Source organism: Agromyces larvae (genome assembly GCF_022811705.1).
Lineage (GTDB): Bacteria > Actinomycetota > Actinomycetes > Actinomycetales > Microbacteriaceae > Agromyces > Agromyces larvae.
The window spans coordinates 1,696,757-1,711,682 of the sequence record NZ_CP094528.1 but is presented as its reverse complement, the minus strand read 5'-3'; the positions used below and the strand labels follow the sequence as shown (position 1 = coordinate 1,711,682).

Sequence of the window (14,926 nt, the reverse complement as noted above, 5' to 3'; positions counted from 1 at the left end):
CTACTGGCCGGCCCAGGTGTCGACGCCGGTGATCTCGACCGCGATCTCGCGGCCGTTCGGGGCCGTGTAGCTGGTCTTCTCGCCGACCTTCAGGCCGAGGATCGCCGCGCCGAGCGGCGACTGCTCGCTGAACACGTCGAGCTCGGAGTCGCCCGCGATCTCGCGGCTGCCGATGAGGAAGGTCTCCTCGTCGCCCGCGATGACGGCGGTGATGACCGTGCCCGCCTCGACGATGCCCTTCGATGCGGGCGCCTCGCCCACCTCGGCGGTCTTCAGCAGTTCGGTGAGCTGACGGATGCGGGCCTCCTGCTTGCCCTGCTCGTCCTTGGCGGCGTGGTAGCCGCCGTTCTCCTTGAGGTCGCCCTCCTCGCGCGCGGCCTCGATGCGCTTGGCGATCTCACTGCGGCCGTGCGTCGAGAGGTGCTCGAGCTCAGCGGCGAGTCGGTCGTAGGCCTCCTGCGTGAGCCAGGTGACGGTGGCTTCCTGCGCCATGTCGCACCCTCCCGTGAATAGACGTGTCGCCCCGACGACTGTCGAGGCGAAGCCTCCATTCTAGATCACCCAGCACTGGGCGACCAAACCCGTATTCGCCTCCATCGCGGTGCGCACGCGTTCGGTGAAGTTGCGGATCGGGGCATCCGATGCGGGGATCTCGACGATCTTCCACCCGACCACGGTGTAGTCCTCGTTCAGCGCCTGGATCGCGCACGCCGTCTCGGTGCCGGGCGGCACCGACAGCTTCCACGTCACCTCGACCGCGCGTTCGTCGGGCAGCAGCTCGTGGGCCAGGTCGGTGGCCTGCACCTGCGGCGTCGAACCGTCCAGGCCGGCCCACACCACCCACGCGACGATCACGATCGCGGCGAACACCGCCGCCCCGACGATGAGCAGCCGGTCGCGCGTGCGATTCGGCCGGGTGCGGCCGTAGCGCGCGTCGAGCGCGGCACTCGACGGGGCGGATGCCTCGGGGCCCGGGGCCTGGGCAGGGTTCACTCCCGGCTCCCTCCGGACTCGATCGACTAGGCTGCCACCAGCCTAATCCGCCCGTGAAGGGAACCCCGCACCGTGCCCCTGCTCGCGAACCTCGCCCTCGTCGCAGCCTCGAACCAGGACGAGTTCGACCCCGATGACGTCACCCCCGGCATCATCGGGTTCATCGCCACGTTCCTCATCATGGCGGCCGTGCTGCTGCTGGTGCTCGACATGGTGCGTCGCATCCGGCGGGTCAACTACCGGGCCGAGGCGAATGCCCGCCTCGACGCCGAAGCGGCCGAGCAGGCCGCGCAGGCCGAGCTCGCGGGCGACGTCGACGGCGAGGACGTCGACGGCGGAGCATCCGAACCGCCGGGCGAACCGCCCGCACGCTGACGCTCGCTGAGCCTTCGCTCGCTGAGCCTTCGCTCGCTGAGCCTGTCGAAGCGAGCCTGTCGAAGCGAGCCGGTCGCCGCGCCCCGGTCGCCGCTCCCTTCGACGGGCTCAGGGAGCGGGGTCGCTCAGGCCACCGCGTGGTAGGCGGGCGAGAGCGAGATGAGCAGCGTCGCCGTCCAGTGACAGAGGAACGCGAGCACCGTGCACACGTGGAAGATCTCGTGGAAGCCGAAATGCCCCGGCCACGGGTTCGGCCGCTTCAGCCCGTAGATCACCGCGCCGATCGTGTAGAGCACACCGCCGACGACCACGAGCACCATCATCGCGATGCTCGCGTCGAGCAGGTCGCCGAGGTACATGACCGCGGCCCAGCCGAGGAGCAGGTAGATCGGCACGTAGAGCCAGCGGGGGGCGTGGATCCAGAACACCCGGAAGCCGATGCCGAGCAGCGCGCCGCCCCAGACGAAGCCGAGCAGCACGAAGCCCTTCGACGGCGGCAGCGCGAGCAGCGCGAGCGGCGTGTAGGTGCCCGCGATCAGCAGGAAGATGTTCGCGTGGTCGATGCGCTTCAGGATGACCCTGGTGCGCGGCTTCCAGTTGAAGCGGTGATAGAGCGCCGAATTGCCGAACAGCAGCATCGAGGTGAGCATGAACACGGCGCTCGCCCACTTCGCCCACGGCCCCTCGGCGAGGGCGATCAGCACGATGCCGGCCGCGATGGCCACCGGGAACGTGCCCGCGTGGATCCAGCCGCGCCAGGTCGGCTTCAGCTCGCCGGGATCGGCGATCGACGCGTCGAGCAGCGGGATGTTCGGCAGGTCGGGGCCGTGCTCCTCGCGTGCGATGGCGCGATCGGTCGGGTCGTCGGGGGCGACCGGACGGGTGAGCTCCGTCGCGAGGTCCGCGGAGTCGCGCTGGCGCTTGGGGGTCATGCGCCCAGCGTAGGCGCTGGCGGTCCCGCGATGCTGTGAGTGCGCCGATCCCGCCGGGCGGTACCGTAGGAGCGTGCAGCACAGCGATCGACCGGGCTCGGGTCGAGGCATCCTCTACCGGGTCTACGAGCGGCGCCTCCGGCGCGACCTCGACCCCGGCGTGCTGCCGCGCCACGTCGCCATGATCATCGACGGCAACCGCCGCTGGGCCAAGCAGCTCGGGTACGACTCGGTGTCGCACGGCCACCGCGCCGGGGCCGCCAAGATGCGCGAGTTCCTCGAGTGGTGCGACGACCTCGGCATCCAGGTGGTCACGCTCTACCTGCTCTCGAGCGACAACCTCTCGAATCGCGATCACGCCGAGCTGAGCGACCTGTTCGAGATCATCGCCGAACTGGCCGAGGAGCTCAGCCACTACCGCGACTGGCGGGTGCAGCACGTCGGCAGCGACGCCGGCCTACCCGAACCGCTCATCGCCGCGCTCGACGCCGCCGAGCACCGCACCGCCGACAAACCGGGCCTGCACGTGAACCTCGCCGTCGGGTACGGCGGGCGCACCGAGATCACCGACGCGATGCGCGCGATCGTCGCCGCGCACCACGCCGAAGGGCGCAGCCTCGACGACCTCGCCGAGCGGCTCACGCCCGATCTCATCGGCGAGCATCTCTACACCGGCGGCCAGCCCGACCCCGACCTGGTCATCCGCACCTCGGGCGAGCAGCGCCTCAGCGACTTCATGCTCTGGCAGTCGGCGCACAGCGAGTTCTACTTCGTCGAGGCGCTCGGGCCCGACTTGCGGCGGGTCGATTTCCTGCGGGCGCTGCGCGATTACACGAACCGGCACCGCCGCTTCGGGGGGTAGCCGCGCGTGACCCGGCGCATCCGTCTTCTGCCATGATGAGCGACGAGGAGGACGAACGCCGTGACGCTCGACGCATTCAACGCCGGATTCACCGAGGAGCCCGGATACCTCGACTACGGTCGGGTCGGTCCGCTGTCGACGGCGGCCGCGGAGGAGACGCTCGCCTTCACCCAGGTGCTGCAGCGCGCGCGCCACGGCAGCCTCGACGCGATCAACGAACAGGACGCCCGGTTGCGCGACGCCGTCGCCGCGCTCACGCGGGTGCCGGCCGACCAGGTCGTCGCCCAGCCGAACACGACGCAGGGGCTGATGCACGCGATGTTCGGCCTCACCGGCACGGTGCTGCTCTCGGCCGACGAGTTCCCGAGCCTGCCCATCGCCGCGGTGCGCGCGCAGGAGGCGCTGCACGCGGTGCAGCCGCTCTGGCTCGAGACCGACCACGGCAAGGTCACTCCGGGCGGCATCCGAGAGCAGTTGGAGCAGAACGTCGCCGCGGTCGCGGTGAGCCTGGTCGATTCGCGCACCGGGTACCTCTGCGATCTCGAGGGCATCCGGCAGGTGATCGGCGACCGGTTGCTCATCGTGGACGCGATCCAGGGCTTCGGCGTGGTGGATGCCCCGTGGGAGGTCGCCGACGTCGTCGTGTCGGGCGGGCAGAAGTGGTGCCGGGCAGGTTGGGGCACCGGGTTCATGACGCTCAGTGCTCGCGCGCTCGAGCGGCTCACCCCGGTGTTCTCGGGGTTCTCGGCGACCGAGGAGGCCGAGCCGTGGGGTCACGTGCCGCCGCCCGCGCCCGACGCGCGCGCGTACCGCGTGACGAACCCCGACCCGATCGCCGAGGCCCGGTTCGCTGCGGCGCTCGAGGAGATCGCGGCCACCGGCGTCGAGACGATCAATGCGGCGGTCGCCGAGAACGTGAGCGCGGCGATCGAACTGGCCGACGAGTTCGCGATCCCGGTCGCCTCCTCGCGCGACGAGCGCGAGCGCGCGGGCATCGTGATCCTCGAGCCGCCCGCCGACCAGGTGACGGTGCTCAGCGCCTCACTGCACAACCACGGCGTGACCGCGTCGACCCGGCTCGGCACGGTGCGGCTCAGCGTGCATTCGGCCACCTCGACCGAGACGCTCGAGATGCTGCGCGCGGCGTTCGTCTCGTACGGGAGCGCGGCGACGTACTGAGCGGCGGTACTGATCGGGCGCCCGGCGACGGGCGGTCGGATGCTCCGCACCGCCGGGCTCGTGTGAACACCGTGTGAACGACTCGCTCGCCGACGCGTGTCGGTGCGGCGGATGTCGGCGGCTCGTCGTAACGTCGGCGGCATCGGACAAGGTGTCCGATCGAGCCGGGTCGAACCGCTCGAACAGAGGTCCGACCGGGCGCGAGAGCCGAGCGGAATCCGCTCGGGGTCAGGAGCGACTGTGACCTCACTCGAGTCGTCGAAGGCCGTCGGTCGGAACGCGGGGCGCGCAGCAGCGCAGCCCCGCGTCGTCGTCTCCGAGGCATCCGATGCCGTCGTCGAACAGACCGAACGCACCTATGTGCTCGACACCTCCGTGCTCCTGTCCGATCCCCGGGCGCTGTTCCGCTTCGCGGAGCATCCGGTCGTGCTGCCCGTGGTGGTGATCACCGAACTCGAGGCCAAGCGCAACGACCCCGAGATCGGCTACTTCGCCCGTGCGGCGCTGCGGATCCTCGACGAGCTGCGGGTGACGCACGAGCGGCTCGACTTCCCGATCCCCGTCGGCGACGACGGCGGGTCGCTGCGGGTCGAGCTCAACCACTCGAATCCGTCGGTGCTGCCGAGCGGGTTGCAGCTCGGCGACAACGACTCGCGCATCCTCGCGTGCGCCGCCAACCTGCAGAACGACGGCGTGCCGGTGACGATCGTGTCGAAAGACCTGCCGCTGCGGGTGAAGGCGGCCGCGATCGGCGTCGACGCCGAGGAGTACCGTGCCGAACTCGCGATCGACAGCGGGTGGACGGGCATGGCCGAGATCGACCTCGGATCCAACGACATGGCCAAGCTGTACGAGCACGAGACGCTCGAGGTCGACCGGCGCGCGCTCGGCGAGCTGCCGGTGAACACCGGGCTGGTGATCCACTCCGACCGCGGGTCGGCGCTCGCGCGCGTCACGGGCGAACGCGAGGTGCGGCTGGTGCGCGGCGACCGCGACGTGTTCGGGCTGCACGGTCGGTCGGCCGAGCAGCGGCTCGCGATCGACCTGCTGCTCGACCCCGAGATCGGCATCCTGTCCCTGGGCGGCCGGGCCGGCACCGGCAAGTCGGCGCTCGCCCTGTGCGCCGGCCTCGAGGCCGTGCTCGAGCGGCGCCAGCACAAGAAGATCATGGTGTTCCGCCCGCTCTACGCCGTCGGCGGTCAGGAGCTCGGGTATCTGCCCGGCGACCAGGGCGAGAAGATGAACCCGTGGGCGCAGGCCGTGTTCGACACCCTCGGCTCGGTGGTCAGCGACAACGTGCTCGACGAGGTCGTCGACCGGGGCATCCTCGAGGTGCTGCCGCTCACGCACATCCGCGGCCGGTCGCTGCACGATGCGTTCGTGATCGTGGACGAAGCCCAGTCGCTCGAGCGCAACGTGCTGCTCACCGTGCTCAGCCGTATCGGGCAGAACTCGCGGGTCGTGCTCACCCACGATGTGGCGCAGCGCGACAACCTGCGGGTGGGGCGGCACGACGGTGTGGCATCCGTCATCGAGACGCTGAAGGGGCATGCGCTGTTCGCGCACATCACGCTCACCCGCAGCGAGCGCAGCGCGATCGCGGCGCTGGTGAGCGAACTGCTCGACGGGGCGGAGTTGGCGTAGGGGCGCGGCCGGGCCGGTGCGCTGCGCCGGTCCGGCCCGGCCGTCATGGCTGCATGACGTGCCGGTCGCGGCGACGCCGGTCGGCGCTCAGCCGTAGAGCTTGGCGTCGTACGACGGGCCGTAGTAGGCGTCGAGTGCGGCGAGGTCGTCGTCGGGGCGTTCGAGGGTCTTCGCGATGACGGCGCGGCGAGGTGCGGCGTCGGGGGTCCAGGTGTCGGGCTCCCACGTCTTCGAGCGCAGGAACGCCTTCGAGCAGTGGAAGAACACCTCGTCGACGGCGACTTCGACGACGAGGTGGGGCACGTGGCCGCGCACCTCGAACCGGTCGGCGTAGGGCGCGTCGCGCAGCACGCGGGCGCGGCCGTTGATGCGCAGCGTGTCGCCGCGACCGGGGATCACGAACACCAGCCCGATGTGGTGGTTCTCGAGCAGGTTGTGGAACCCGTCGGCGCGCCGGTTGCCGGGCCGCTCGGCGAGCGCGATCGTCGTGTCGTCGAGCACGTGGGTCAGTCGCCCGTCGGGGTCGCCCTTGGGCGAGACATCCGCGTTGCCCTCGGCGTCGGCGGTCGCGACGAAGCACAGCGGGGATGCCTCGAGCCACTGCCGGTGGATCTCGTGCAGCCGATGGCGGGTCTTGTTGCGCACCGCGGGCAACGGTTCGCCGATCAGTGCTTCGAGCTCGGTTGCGGACGTGACCGGGATGCCTCCGTGACCCATGCCTCCAACCTACGCCCGGGGGATGGGGGTGCTGTCGCCGGGGCGCGTGAATTCGGTGGTGAGCGTGTCGAGGGCGCCGAGGAGCGCGGCGGTGGTCTCGGGTCCGAGGACGGCGCGCATCCGGCGGTCGAAGGCCATCGCGTCGTCGTGGATGCGGGCGAACGCGGCACGGCCCTCGTCGGTCAGTTCGATGCACTGCACCCGGCGGTCGTCGGGGTCGCGGGTGCGGTGCACGAGCCCGCCGTCCTCGAGGTTGCGCACGTGGTGGGTGAGCGTCGCGTCGCTGATGCCGACCGCGCGGGCGACGTCGCGCTGGGTGGGGTGCACGGCTTCGTCGAGGGTGAGGAGGATGAACCAGGTGGCGCGGTTGAGGCCGTGCGCGGCGAGCATGCGCTCGAACTCGCGGTGCACCACGTGCGTGGTCTCCCACAACGACATGCCGATCGGTCGGGCGCCTCGGGTCTTCATACGGGGAGCCTAGACCATTCGATGCAAAAACATTTGATGTCGAATCATTCGATGTCTAACGTTGTGCGGACGACACGGAAGGAACAGACGGATGACCCGCCTCGACACCACCGCACCATCCCTCGCCGAGCGCCTCGCGCCCGCCCTCGGCGACCGCCTCATCACCCCGGAGAACCCGCAGCTCGGCACGCTCGCTGCGACCGTGTTCGCCGGCGGCGACCGCACCCCAGCCCTGATCGCACGCCCGCGCACCGCCGCCGAGACCGCCGAGGTCGTGCGCGCCGCAGCCGAGAGCGGCATCCCGTTCGCCGTGCGCAGCGGCGGCCACGGCTACCACCTCCGGTCGAGCGTCGCCGGCGGCCTCGTGCTCGACACCAGGCTGCTCGACACGGTAGACCTCGACGCCGCCGCCCGCATCGGGCGCGCGGGCGGCGGCGTGACGGCCGGGGTCTACACCGCGGCAGCCGGAGCGGCCGGGCTCGCCACCGGGTTCGGCGACACCGGCAGCGTCGGAGTGGCGGGCCTCACCCTGGGCGGCGGCATCGGCCACCTCAGCCGTCGCGACGGGCTCACCGTCGACAATCTGCTCGCCGCCGAGCTCGTGCTCGCCGACGGCAGCGTGGTGCGTGCGAGCGCCGACGAGCACGACGACCTGTTCTGGGCGGTGCGCGGCGGCGGCGGCAACTTCGGCGTCGTGACGTCGTTCGAGTTCCGGCTGCGGCCGGTCGGGACCGTCGTCGGCGGATTCATCGCCTTCGAGGCGTCGCCCGCGACGCTCGCGGCGGTCGTGGATGCGGGCCGGAACGCGCCCGACACCCTCTCGATCATGGTGAACGCGATGAAGGCGCCGCCCGCGCCGTTCCTGCCCGCCGACGTGCACGGCCGGCCCATCGTGGCCGCGCTCGTCTGCTTCTCGGGCGACCCCGACGACGCCGACGCGGTGCTCGCGCCGATCCGCGCCGCCGGCACGGCGATCGCCGACCTCGTGCGGGCGCAGTCCTACCCCGAGCTGTTCGCCGGGCCCGAAGTGCAGGGACTGCGCGCGACGACGCGCACCGGGTTCCGCGACGAGCTCGACCTCGAGTGGGCGGCGACCGCGCTCGAGGCGGTCGCCGCGGCGCCGACGCCGGCCGCGGTCGTCAACGTGCGCGTGATGGGCGGCGCGATCGCGCGCATCGGCGCCGACGCCACGGCGTTCGCGCACCGCGACCGAGCGCTCATGGCGACGATCGTCGGCATGCAGCCCGACCCCGCCGGCCCCGACGGGCGGGACTGGGTCGCCGGCACCGCCGACCGGCTCGGCATCGCCGGGGCGTCGTACGTCAACTTCATCGGCGACGACCCCGACGGCGCCGTCGCCGCGTACCCCGCGGCGACGTTGCAGCGGCTCGCCGAGGTGAAGCGACGGTACGACCCCGGCAACCTCTTCCGCTCGAACCACAACATCGTGCCGGCCGGCGACTGAGCCGCACGTGAGACGACGGATGCCTCGTGCCGCACACGTGCGGCACGAGGCATCCGGTGTCGTCGAACGACCTACTTCGCCTGCGGCGGCCGCGTCATCGAGAGCAGGTCGAGCGCACCGTCGAGCTGCTCCTCGGTCAGCTCGCCGCGCTCGACGTAGCCGAGGTCGATGACCGCCTCGCGCACCGTGATGCCCTGCTTGACCGAGTGCTTGGCGATCTTCGCCGCAGCCTCGTAGCCGATGAGCTTGTTGAGCGGCGTCACGATCGACGGCGACATGCCGGCCAGCGCGGTGAGCCGGTCGAGGTTCGCCTCGAGGCCGTCGATCGTCTTGTCGGCCAGGACGCGCGTCGCGTTCGACAGCAGGCGGATCGACTCGAGCAGCGCGGTGCCCATCACGGGGATCTGCACGTTCAGCTCGAACGAGCCGGATGCCCCGCCCCACGCGACGGTTGCATCGTTGCCGATGACGCGCGCGGCCACCATCAGCACCGCCTCGGGCACGACCGGGTTGACCTTGCCGGGCATGATCGACGAGCCGGGCTGCAGGTCGGGGATGAAGATCTCGCCGAGGCCGGTGTTCGGGCCGGAGCCCATCCAGCGCAGGTCGTTGCAGATCTTGGTGAGGCTCACCGCGATGGTGCGCAGGGCCCCGGATGCATCGACGAGTCCGTCGCGGTTGGCCTGCGCCTCGAAGTGGTCGGCGGCCTCGGTGATCGGCAGCTCGGTCTCGCGCTGCAGCAGCTCGATGACCAGCTGCGGGAACCCGGCCGGGGTGTTGATGCCGGTGCCGACGGCGGTGCCGCCGAGCGGCACCTCGGCGACGCGGGGGAGCGCGGTGCGCACGCGCTCGATGCCCAGGCGGATCTGGCGGGCGTAGCCGCCGAACTCCTGGCCGAGGGTGACGGGCGTCGCGTCCATCAGGTGGGTGCGGCCCGACTTCACGACCTCGGACCACGCCTCGGCCTTCGCCTCGAGGGCGACGGCGAGGTGGTCGAGCGCGGGGATGAGGTCGTCGATGAGCGCGGCCGTCACGGCGATGTGCACCGAGGTCGGGAACACGTCGTTGGACGACTGCGACGCGTTGACGTGGTCGTTCGGGTGCACGTCGCGGCCGAGCTTCTGCGTCGCGACGGTGGCGAGCACCTCGTTCATGTTCATGTTCGACGACGTGCCCGAGCCGGTCTGGTAGGTGTCGACCGGGAAGTGCTCGACGAACCCGTGACGGCCGGCGATGACCTCGTCGGCGGCGGCCACGATCGCGTCGGCGATGTCGCCGTCGAGCACGCCCAGCTGCGAGTTGGCTTGCGCGGCGGCCTTCTTGATGCGCGCGAGCGCCGCGATCTGCGCGGGCTCGAGGCCCTTGCCTGAGATCGGGAAGTTCTCGACGGCGCGCTGGGTCTGCGCGCGGTACAGGGCCGATGCGGGCACCCGCACCTCGCCCATCGTGTCGTGTTCGATGCGGTAGTCGGCGGCGTTGTCGGCCACGGTGTTCCCTTCGCTGTGATTCGCTGCGTCGGCGCTCGGCGGGCGAGGGCCGGATGCCTCGACCGAGGTGCGGCGGAGATGAAGACTCAGATGCGGCCGACGACGACGTCGGTCTCGGCACGGCCCTCGACGAGGCGGTAGTTCGCGCCGACCACAGCCAGCGTACCCGCTGCGATCGCGTCGCTGATCATCTCGCTGCGCTCGATGAGCTCCTGCACGGTGTTGCGCAGGTGCTCGCGGCCGACGTACCCCGCATCGACGTCGCCGGGCACGACCGGCTCGTCGTCGTCGACGCCGGCGACCTTGCGCACGGCGGGCACGATGCTCGAGACGAGGTCGCCGATGTGCTTCGGCAGGGGAGCGGCATCGGCCGCCTGCGAGTCGATCGCAGCGCGCACCGCACCGCAGGCGTCGTGCCCGAGCACGAGGATGAGCGGCACGTTGAGGATGCCGACCGCGTACTCGAGCGAGGCGAGCGCCGAATCGGTGGCGACCTGGCCAGCGTTGCGCACCACGAACGCGTCGCCCAGGCCGACGTCGAAGATGATCTCGGCGGACAGGCGCGAGTCGCTGCACCCGAAGATCGCGACCCGCGGGGTCTGCGTGTTCGCCAGCGACGTGCGCCGCTCGACGTCCTGGCGGGGGTGCTCGGGCGTGCCCGCGATGAACCGCTCGTTGCCGCGGCGCAGCGCGCGCCACGCCTCGGCCGGGGTCTCGGACGACGCCGGACGCGGGGACGACGGGGAGGGCTGGTGCGCGTCGACAGCCTCGGTCACGGTGACTCCTCTCGCGGCGCAGGACGTGCGGCTACTGCGCCTGGATGGTGGGGGTGATCGCGGTGGCGAACGTGGCGAACTCCTCGGGCGACGCCGTGCCCAGCAGCACGAACGTCGTGTCGTTCGAGGTCGTCACGAGACCGTACCGCGCATTGCCGACGTCGTCGCCAGACTCGCGGTTGTCGTACACCGTCCACTCGACGCCGTCGATCTCGACGACGCCGGTCGCGAGGGTGCGGGCGAGCAGCGAGGCGACCCAGGTGTCGTTCGCGTCGAAGCCCTGGTACACGCCGAGGTACTCATCGCCCGGGGTGAGCAGGCCGACGTACCAGGCGGTGATGTCGTCGGATCCGGTGCGGATCTCGGCGGCGTTCGGGCGCCAGCCGTCGGGCAGTTCGGGCACGACGAGCGGCGCCGAGGCGCCGACCTGCGCCTGCTCGGCGATCGCGGACACGTCGACGTCGCGCTCGATGGGCGTGTCGCTGCGCGGCACGAGCAGCACGATGACGAGCACCACGACGAGGCTCGCGATGAGCGCGAAGACGAGGTTCAGGGTGGTCTGGTTCTGCCGGTGCTTCTTCGAGTTCGCGGCCTTGCGGGCCGCGGTCTCTTCGGGCGTCTCGGGGCGGCCGAGCTCGGCAACGACGCGCGGCGCGCGCTGCGCGGCCATCAGGATGCCTCGGCCGAGTCGGTGCCGGCGGTGCGGGCCGCACGCGCCCGGTCGAGTCGGGCCTTGGCGCCGAGGAGCCACTCCTCGCAGCGGGCGGCGAGGGCCTCGCCGCGCTCCCACAGGGCGAGCGACTGCTCGAGGGTCGCCGACCCCTGCTCGAGCTCGGCGACGACCTGCACGAGTTCGTCGCGCGCCTGCTCGTAGCTCAGCTCGGAGACGTCGGGGAGGGAGGGCATGGCTGCCATTCTATTCGGCGGGAGTCGCGGGCTCGGCGGGCTGCGCCGGCTCGGCCGGGTGCGGTGCGGCGCCCCGCGACTCGGCGGACAGCGCGCCCTCGGCGAGGGTGACGGTGAGCGCGGTGCCCGCGGGCGCCTGCGCGGCCGCGCGCACGACGTGCCCGTCGGGGCCCTGCACGATGGCGTACCCGCGGTCGAGCGTCGCCTGCGGCGAGAGCGCGCGCAGATGCCCGCGGAGCTCGGCCACCCGCGACGCCTGCCGTTCGACGACCCGGTCGGCGAGCTCGCTGCCGCGGGCGACCCAGCGGGTGAGCTCTTCGGCGCGGCGGTCGATGATCCAGCGACCGTCGGCCAGGACGGGTCGTGCCCGCAGGTGGCCGATGCGGTCGATCTCGCGGGTGAGCAGCGACGTCATGCGCATGCCGAGTCGCGCGCGCACCTGCTCGACGCGGGCGAGTTCTTCGCCGACGTCGGGGACGACGCGCTTCGCGGCATCCGTGGGGGTGGAGGCGCGCAGGTCGGCGACCTCGTCGAGCAGCGGCCGATCCGCCTCGTGGCCGATCGCGCTGACGATGGGCGTGGTCGCCGCCGCGGCCGCGCGCACGACGCGCTCGTCGCTGAAGGCGAGCAGGTTCTGGAAGTCGCCGCCGCCGCGGGCGACGACGATGACCTCGACCTCGGGGTCGGCGTCGAGCCGCTGGATCGCCGCGACCACCTCGGGTACCGCGCGATCGCCCTGCACCGACGCGTAGGCGGCACGGAACTCCACCGCGGGCCAGCGCAGTGTCGCGTTGCGGCGCACGTCGTGCTCGGCGTCGGAGTCGCGCGCGGTGACGAGCCCGACGACCGCGGGCAGGAACGGCAGCCGCCGCTTGCGGTCGGGCGCGAACAGCCCCTCGGCGGCGAGCTGCCGGCGCAGCCGTTCGATGCGTTCGAGCAGGTCGCCGAGGCCCACGTGGCGCAGGTCGTAGACCTGCATCGAGAGGGTGCCGCCCTTCACCCACCAGTTCGGCTTCATGAGCGCGATCACGCGGTCGCCCTGCGCGAACTGCTCGGGCAGCTTCGCGCGCACCGACGACCACATCGTGAACGAGACGGTCACGTCGGCGTCGCAGTCTTTGAGCTTGCCGTAGGTGTTGCCGTTCGAGCCGCCCCACTGGGTGATCTCGCCCTCGACCCAGATCATGCCGAGCCGGTCGATCCACTCTTTGATCTTGGTCGAGACGGTCGCCACCGACCACGGCGTCTCACGCGTGTTGGCGCCGTCGGCCATGCCCGCTCCCAGCCGCCCGTCGGGGTGCGCCGCGTAGGATGGGCATCGTGACGAGCACGACGGATGCCCCGCGGATCGGCCTCGGCATGCCGAGGATCCCGAGCGTGCGCGGCCGGCTCAAGGATAACCCGACCCCCCGACCCAAGCGGGTGCTGCTCGCGGCCCCCCGCGGGTACTGCGCGGGCGTCGACCGCGCCGTGATCGCGGTCGAGAAGGCCCTCGAGCACTACGGCTCGCCGGTGTACGTGCGCAAGGAGATCGTGCACAACAAGCACGTCGTCGCCGAGCTCGAGCAGCAGGGCGCGGTGTTCGTCGACGAGGTCGACGCGGTGCCCGAGGGCGCCCACGTCGTGTTCAGCGCGCACGGCGTCTCGCCCGCGGTCGTGCACGCGGCCGCCGACCGCGGCCTGCACGCGATCGACGCGACCTGCCCGCTCGTCACCAAGGTGCACCGCGAGGCGGTGCGGTTCGCGCGCGACGACTTCGAGATCCTGCTCATCGGTCACGAGGGGCACGAAGAGGTCGAGGGCACGGCCGGCGAGGCGCCCGATCACGTGACGCTCGTGAACAGCCCCGACGATGTGCCGAACATCGAGGTGCGCGACCCCGAGAAGGTGGTCTGGCTCTCGCAGACGACGCTGAGCGTCGACGAGACGATGGAGACGGTGCGGCGGCTGCGCGAGCGGTTCCCGGCCCTGCAGGATCCGCCCAGCGACGACATCTGCTACGCCACGCAGAACCGCCAGGTCGCGATCAAGAAGGTCGCGCAGGAGGCCGAGCTGGTCATCGTGGTGGGGTCGGCGAACTCGTCGAACAGCGTGCGGCTCGTCGAGGTCGCCCTCGAGAACGGGGCGAAGGCGGCCTACCGGGTCGACTACTCGACCGAGATCCGCCAGGAGTGGCTCGACGGGGTGTCGACGATCGGCGTGACGAGCGGGGCATCCGTGCCCGAAGGCCTCGTGCAAGAGGTGCTGATCGAGCTCGCCGATGCGGGCTACGCCGACGTCGCCGAGGTGAAGACGGCCGAGGAAGACCTGATGTTCTCGCTGCCGAAGGAGTTGCGCCGCGACCTCGCGGGCAACCGCGATGCGCGCGCGCTCGGCGGGCGCAGCCGGGCGGCCACCACGGCCTGAGCCCCGGCCCGGCCCGGAGTCTGCGACGTGCTGCCGGGTAGTTCGCCCAGAGCGAACACGTTGGAGTGAGCGCTCACTCAGGCGTAGCATCGCCACTCGTGAACGCCGCCGCCGAACGGATGCCACGGGCACGGCCCCTGCCCGTCGAAGAGCGCCGCGCCGCGATCGCGCAGGCCACCGTGCCCCTGCTCGTCGCGCACGGCAGAGACGTCACGACCCGGCAGATCGCCGAGGCATCCGGGGTCGCCGAGGGCACGCTGTTCCGGGTCTTCCCCGACAAGGAGGCCATCATCGACGCCGCCGTCGAGGCGTTCCTCGATCCCGAGCCGTTCCGCGACGCCATCCGGCGCATCGACCCCGCGCTGCCGCTCGAACTCAAGGTCGAGCTCGTGCTGGCGCGCCTGCAAGACCGGTTCAGCGGCATCTTCGGCGTGTTCTCCTCGCTCGGCATGCGGGCCCGCCCGCCGGTGGCAGCCGACGCAGGCGTGATCATCGGCATCGTCGAGCGGCTGCTCGAACCCGACCTCGAGCGGCTGCGAGTGCCGCCCGCGAAGGTGCTCGGCCTCCTGCGCCTGATCGCGTTCTCGTCGGCCATGCCGCACTTCGGCGGCTGGACCGGGCTCGACACCGCCGAACTCGCCTCGCTCGTCGTGCACGGCATCGCGTCCGGCGATGCCGACTCCGCCGCAGCATCCGAACCCGCATCCGAGAGGTGA

At 71.6% G+C, this 14,926-nt stretch carries 17 protein-coding genes; 7 read left to right on the top strand and 10 right to left on the bottom strand.

The genetic code is table 11. From position 1 onward, the window contains the following. A complete protein-coding gene (gene greA / locus MTO99_RS08125; protein WP_243558296.1) occupies positions 1-492 on the bottom strand; it encodes a transcription elongation factor GreA in 492 nt (163 codons plus the stop codon). A 60-nt stretch (positions 493-552) separates the two neighbouring features. Further along, complete coding sequence (locus MTO99_RS08120; RefSeq protein WP_243558295.1) at positions 553-993, bottom strand: DUF4307 domain-containing protein; 441 nt, start codon at positions 991-993, stop codon at positions 553-555. A 72-nt stretch (positions 994-1,065) separates the two neighbouring features. Here MTO99_RS08120 and MTO99_RS08115 point away from each other — a divergent pair, with 72 nt between their 5' ends. After that, on the top strand, positions 1,066-1,368 hold the full coding sequence (locus tag MTO99_RS08115) for a hypothetical protein (protein WP_243558294.1): 303 nt from the start codon (positions 1,066-1,068) through the stop codon (positions 1,366-1,368). A 125-nt stretch (positions 1,369-1,493) separates the two neighbouring features. Here the strand turns inward: MTO99_RS08115 and trhA are convergent, their stop codons facing one another. Then, the gene (gene trhA, locus MTO99_RS08110) at positions 1,494-2,300 is read right to left on the bottom strand and encodes a PAQR family membrane homeostasis protein TrhA (protein ID WP_435520814.1); all 807 of its coding nucleotides are present in this window, start codon (positions 2,298-2,300) and stop codon (positions 1,494-1,496) included. A gap of 73 nt (positions 2,301-2,373) precedes the next feature. Between trhA and MTO99_RS08105 the strand changes: the two genes are divergently transcribed. From MTO99_RS08105 to phoH2, 3 genes are all read left to right on the top strand, one after another. Continuing rightward, the gene (locus MTO99_RS08105; RefSeq protein WP_243558293.1) at positions 2,374-3,162 is read left to right on the top strand and encodes an isoprenyl transferase; all 789 of its coding nucleotides are present in this window, start codon (positions 2,374-2,376) and stop codon (positions 3,160-3,162) included. A gap of 60 nt (positions 3,163-3,222) precedes the next feature. Continuing rightward, the gene (locus MTO99_RS08100) at positions 3,223-4,341 is read left to right on the top strand and encodes an aminotransferase class V-fold PLP-dependent enzyme (RefSeq protein WP_243558292.1); all 1,119 of its coding nucleotides are present in this window, start codon (positions 3,223-3,225) and stop codon (positions 4,339-4,341) included. A 360-nt stretch (positions 4,342-4,701) separates the two neighbouring features. Continuing rightward, positions 4,702-5,985, top strand: a complete 1,284-nt coding sequence (gene phoH2, locus MTO99_RS08095; RefSeq protein ID WP_243559028.1) for an RNA 5'-3' helicase PhoH2 — start codon at positions 4,702-4,704, stop codon at positions 5,983-5,985. Between the two features lie 87 nt (positions 5,986-6,072). Here phoH2 and MTO99_RS08090 read toward each other — a convergent pair whose 3' ends face one another. Both MTO99_RS08090 and MTO99_RS08085 read right to left on the bottom strand, forming a co-directional pair. Then, a complete protein-coding gene (locus MTO99_RS08090; RefSeq protein WP_243558291.1) occupies positions 6,073-6,702 on the bottom strand; it encodes an MSMEG_1061 family FMN-dependent PPOX-type flavoprotein in 630 nt (209 codons plus the stop codon). A gap of 9 nt (positions 6,703-6,711) precedes the next feature. Next, positions 6,712-7,170, bottom strand: a complete 459-nt coding sequence (locus MTO99_RS08085; protein WP_243558290.1) for a MarR family winged helix-turn-helix transcriptional regulator — start codon at positions 7,168-7,170, stop codon at positions 6,712-6,714. A gap of 91 nt (positions 7,171-7,261) precedes the next feature. Here MTO99_RS08085 and MTO99_RS08080 point away from each other — a divergent pair, with 91 nt between their 5' ends. After that, the gene (locus MTO99_RS08080; RefSeq protein ID WP_243558289.1) at positions 7,262-8,635 is read left to right on the top strand and encodes an FAD-binding oxidoreductase; all 1,374 of its coding nucleotides are present in this window, start codon (positions 7,262-7,264) and stop codon (positions 8,633-8,635) included. 71 nt (positions 8,636-8,706) lie between these two features. Here the strand turns inward: MTO99_RS08080 and MTO99_RS08075 are convergent, their stop codons facing one another. The 5 genes from MTO99_RS08075 to xseA all read right to left on the bottom strand — a co-directional run bounded on the left by MTO99_RS08075 (position 8,707) and on the right by xseA (position 13,077). Beyond that, positions 8,707-10,122, bottom strand: coding sequence for a class II fumarate hydratase (locus tag MTO99_RS08075; RefSeq protein WP_256461039.1), 1,416 nt, complete (start codon positions 10,120-10,122; stop codon positions 8,707-8,709). An 86-nt stretch (positions 10,123-10,208) separates the two neighbouring features. After that, on the bottom strand, positions 10,209-10,811 hold the full coding sequence (locus tag MTO99_RS08070) for a carbonic anhydrase (RefSeq protein ID WP_243559024.1): 603 nt from the start codon (positions 10,809-10,811) through the stop codon (positions 10,209-10,211). Positions 10,812-10,929: 118 nt separating this feature from the next. Further along, complete coding sequence (locus tag MTO99_RS08065) at positions 10,930-11,568, bottom strand: DUF4245 domain-containing protein (RefSeq protein ID WP_243558288.1); 639 nt, start codon at positions 11,566-11,568, stop codon at positions 10,930-10,932. After that, positions 11,568-11,813 carry an exodeoxyribonuclease VII small subunit gene (locus tag MTO99_RS08060; RefSeq protein ID WP_243558287.1) on the bottom strand — a complete coding sequence of 82 codons (246 nt, stop codon included), beginning with the start codon at positions 11,811-11,813 and terminating at the stop codon, positions 11,568-11,570. The genes MTO99_RS08065 and MTO99_RS08060 overlap by 1 nt, the downstream gene beginning before the upstream one ends. Before the next feature lies 1 nt (position 11,814). Beyond that, on the bottom strand, positions 11,815-13,077 hold the full coding sequence (gene xseA, locus MTO99_RS08055) for an exodeoxyribonuclease VII large subunit (protein WP_243558286.1): 1,263 nt from the start codon (positions 13,075-13,077) through the stop codon (positions 11,815-11,817). A gap of 86 nt (positions 13,078-13,163) precedes the next feature. Between xseA and MTO99_RS08050 the strand changes: the two genes are divergently transcribed. Both MTO99_RS08050 and MTO99_RS08045 read left to right on the top strand, forming a co-directional pair. After that, positions 13,164-14,210, top strand: coding sequence for a 4-hydroxy-3-methylbut-2-enyl diphosphate reductase (locus MTO99_RS08050; protein WP_243559022.1), 1,047 nt, complete (start codon positions 13,164-13,166; stop codon positions 14,208-14,210). Positions 14,211-14,308: 98 nt separating this feature from the next. Next, positions 14,309-14,926: a TetR/AcrR family transcriptional regulator gene (locus MTO99_RS08045; protein ID WP_243558285.1), complete on the top strand. Its 618-nt coding sequence runs from the start codon at positions 14,309-14,311 to the stop codon at positions 14,924-14,926.

Bases quoted from the DNA above. Each gene is read 5' to 3' on its own strand.
- greA (WP_243558296.1), bottom strand. From the start codon at position 492: ATGGCGCAGGAAGCCACCGTCACCTGGCTCACGCAGGAGGCCTACGAC.
- trhA (WP_435520814.1), bottom strand. From the start codon at position 2,300: ATGACCCCCAAGCGCCAGCGCGACTCCGCGGACCTCGCGACGGAGCTC.
- MTO99_RS08090 (WP_243558291.1), bottom strand. From the start codon at position 6,702: ATGGGTCACGGAGGCATCCCGGTCACGTCCGCAACCGAGCTCGAAGCA.
- MTO99_RS08085 (WP_243558290.1), bottom strand. From the start codon at position 7,170: ATGAAGACCCGAGGCGCCCGACCGATCGGCATGTCGTTGTGGGAGACC.
- MTO99_RS08080 (WP_243558289.1), top strand. From the start codon at position 7,262: ATGACCCGCCTCGACACCACCGCACCATCCCTCGCCGAGCGCCTCGCG.
- MTO99_RS08065 (WP_243558288.1), bottom strand. From the start codon at position 11,568: ATGGCCGCGCAGCGCGCGCCGCGCGTCGTTGCCGAGCTCGGCCGCCCC.
- MTO99_RS08060 (WP_243558287.1), bottom strand. From the start codon at position 11,813: ATGGCAGCCATGCCCTCCCTCCCCGACGTCTCCGAGCTGAGCTACGAG.
- xseA (WP_243558286.1), bottom strand. From the start codon at position 13,077: ATGGCCGACGGCGCCAACACGCGTGAGACGCCGTGGTCGGTGGCGACC.
- MTO99_RS08050 (WP_243559022.1), top strand. From the start codon at position 13,164: ATGCCGAGGATCCCGAGCGTGCGCGGCCGGCTCAAGGATAACCCGACC.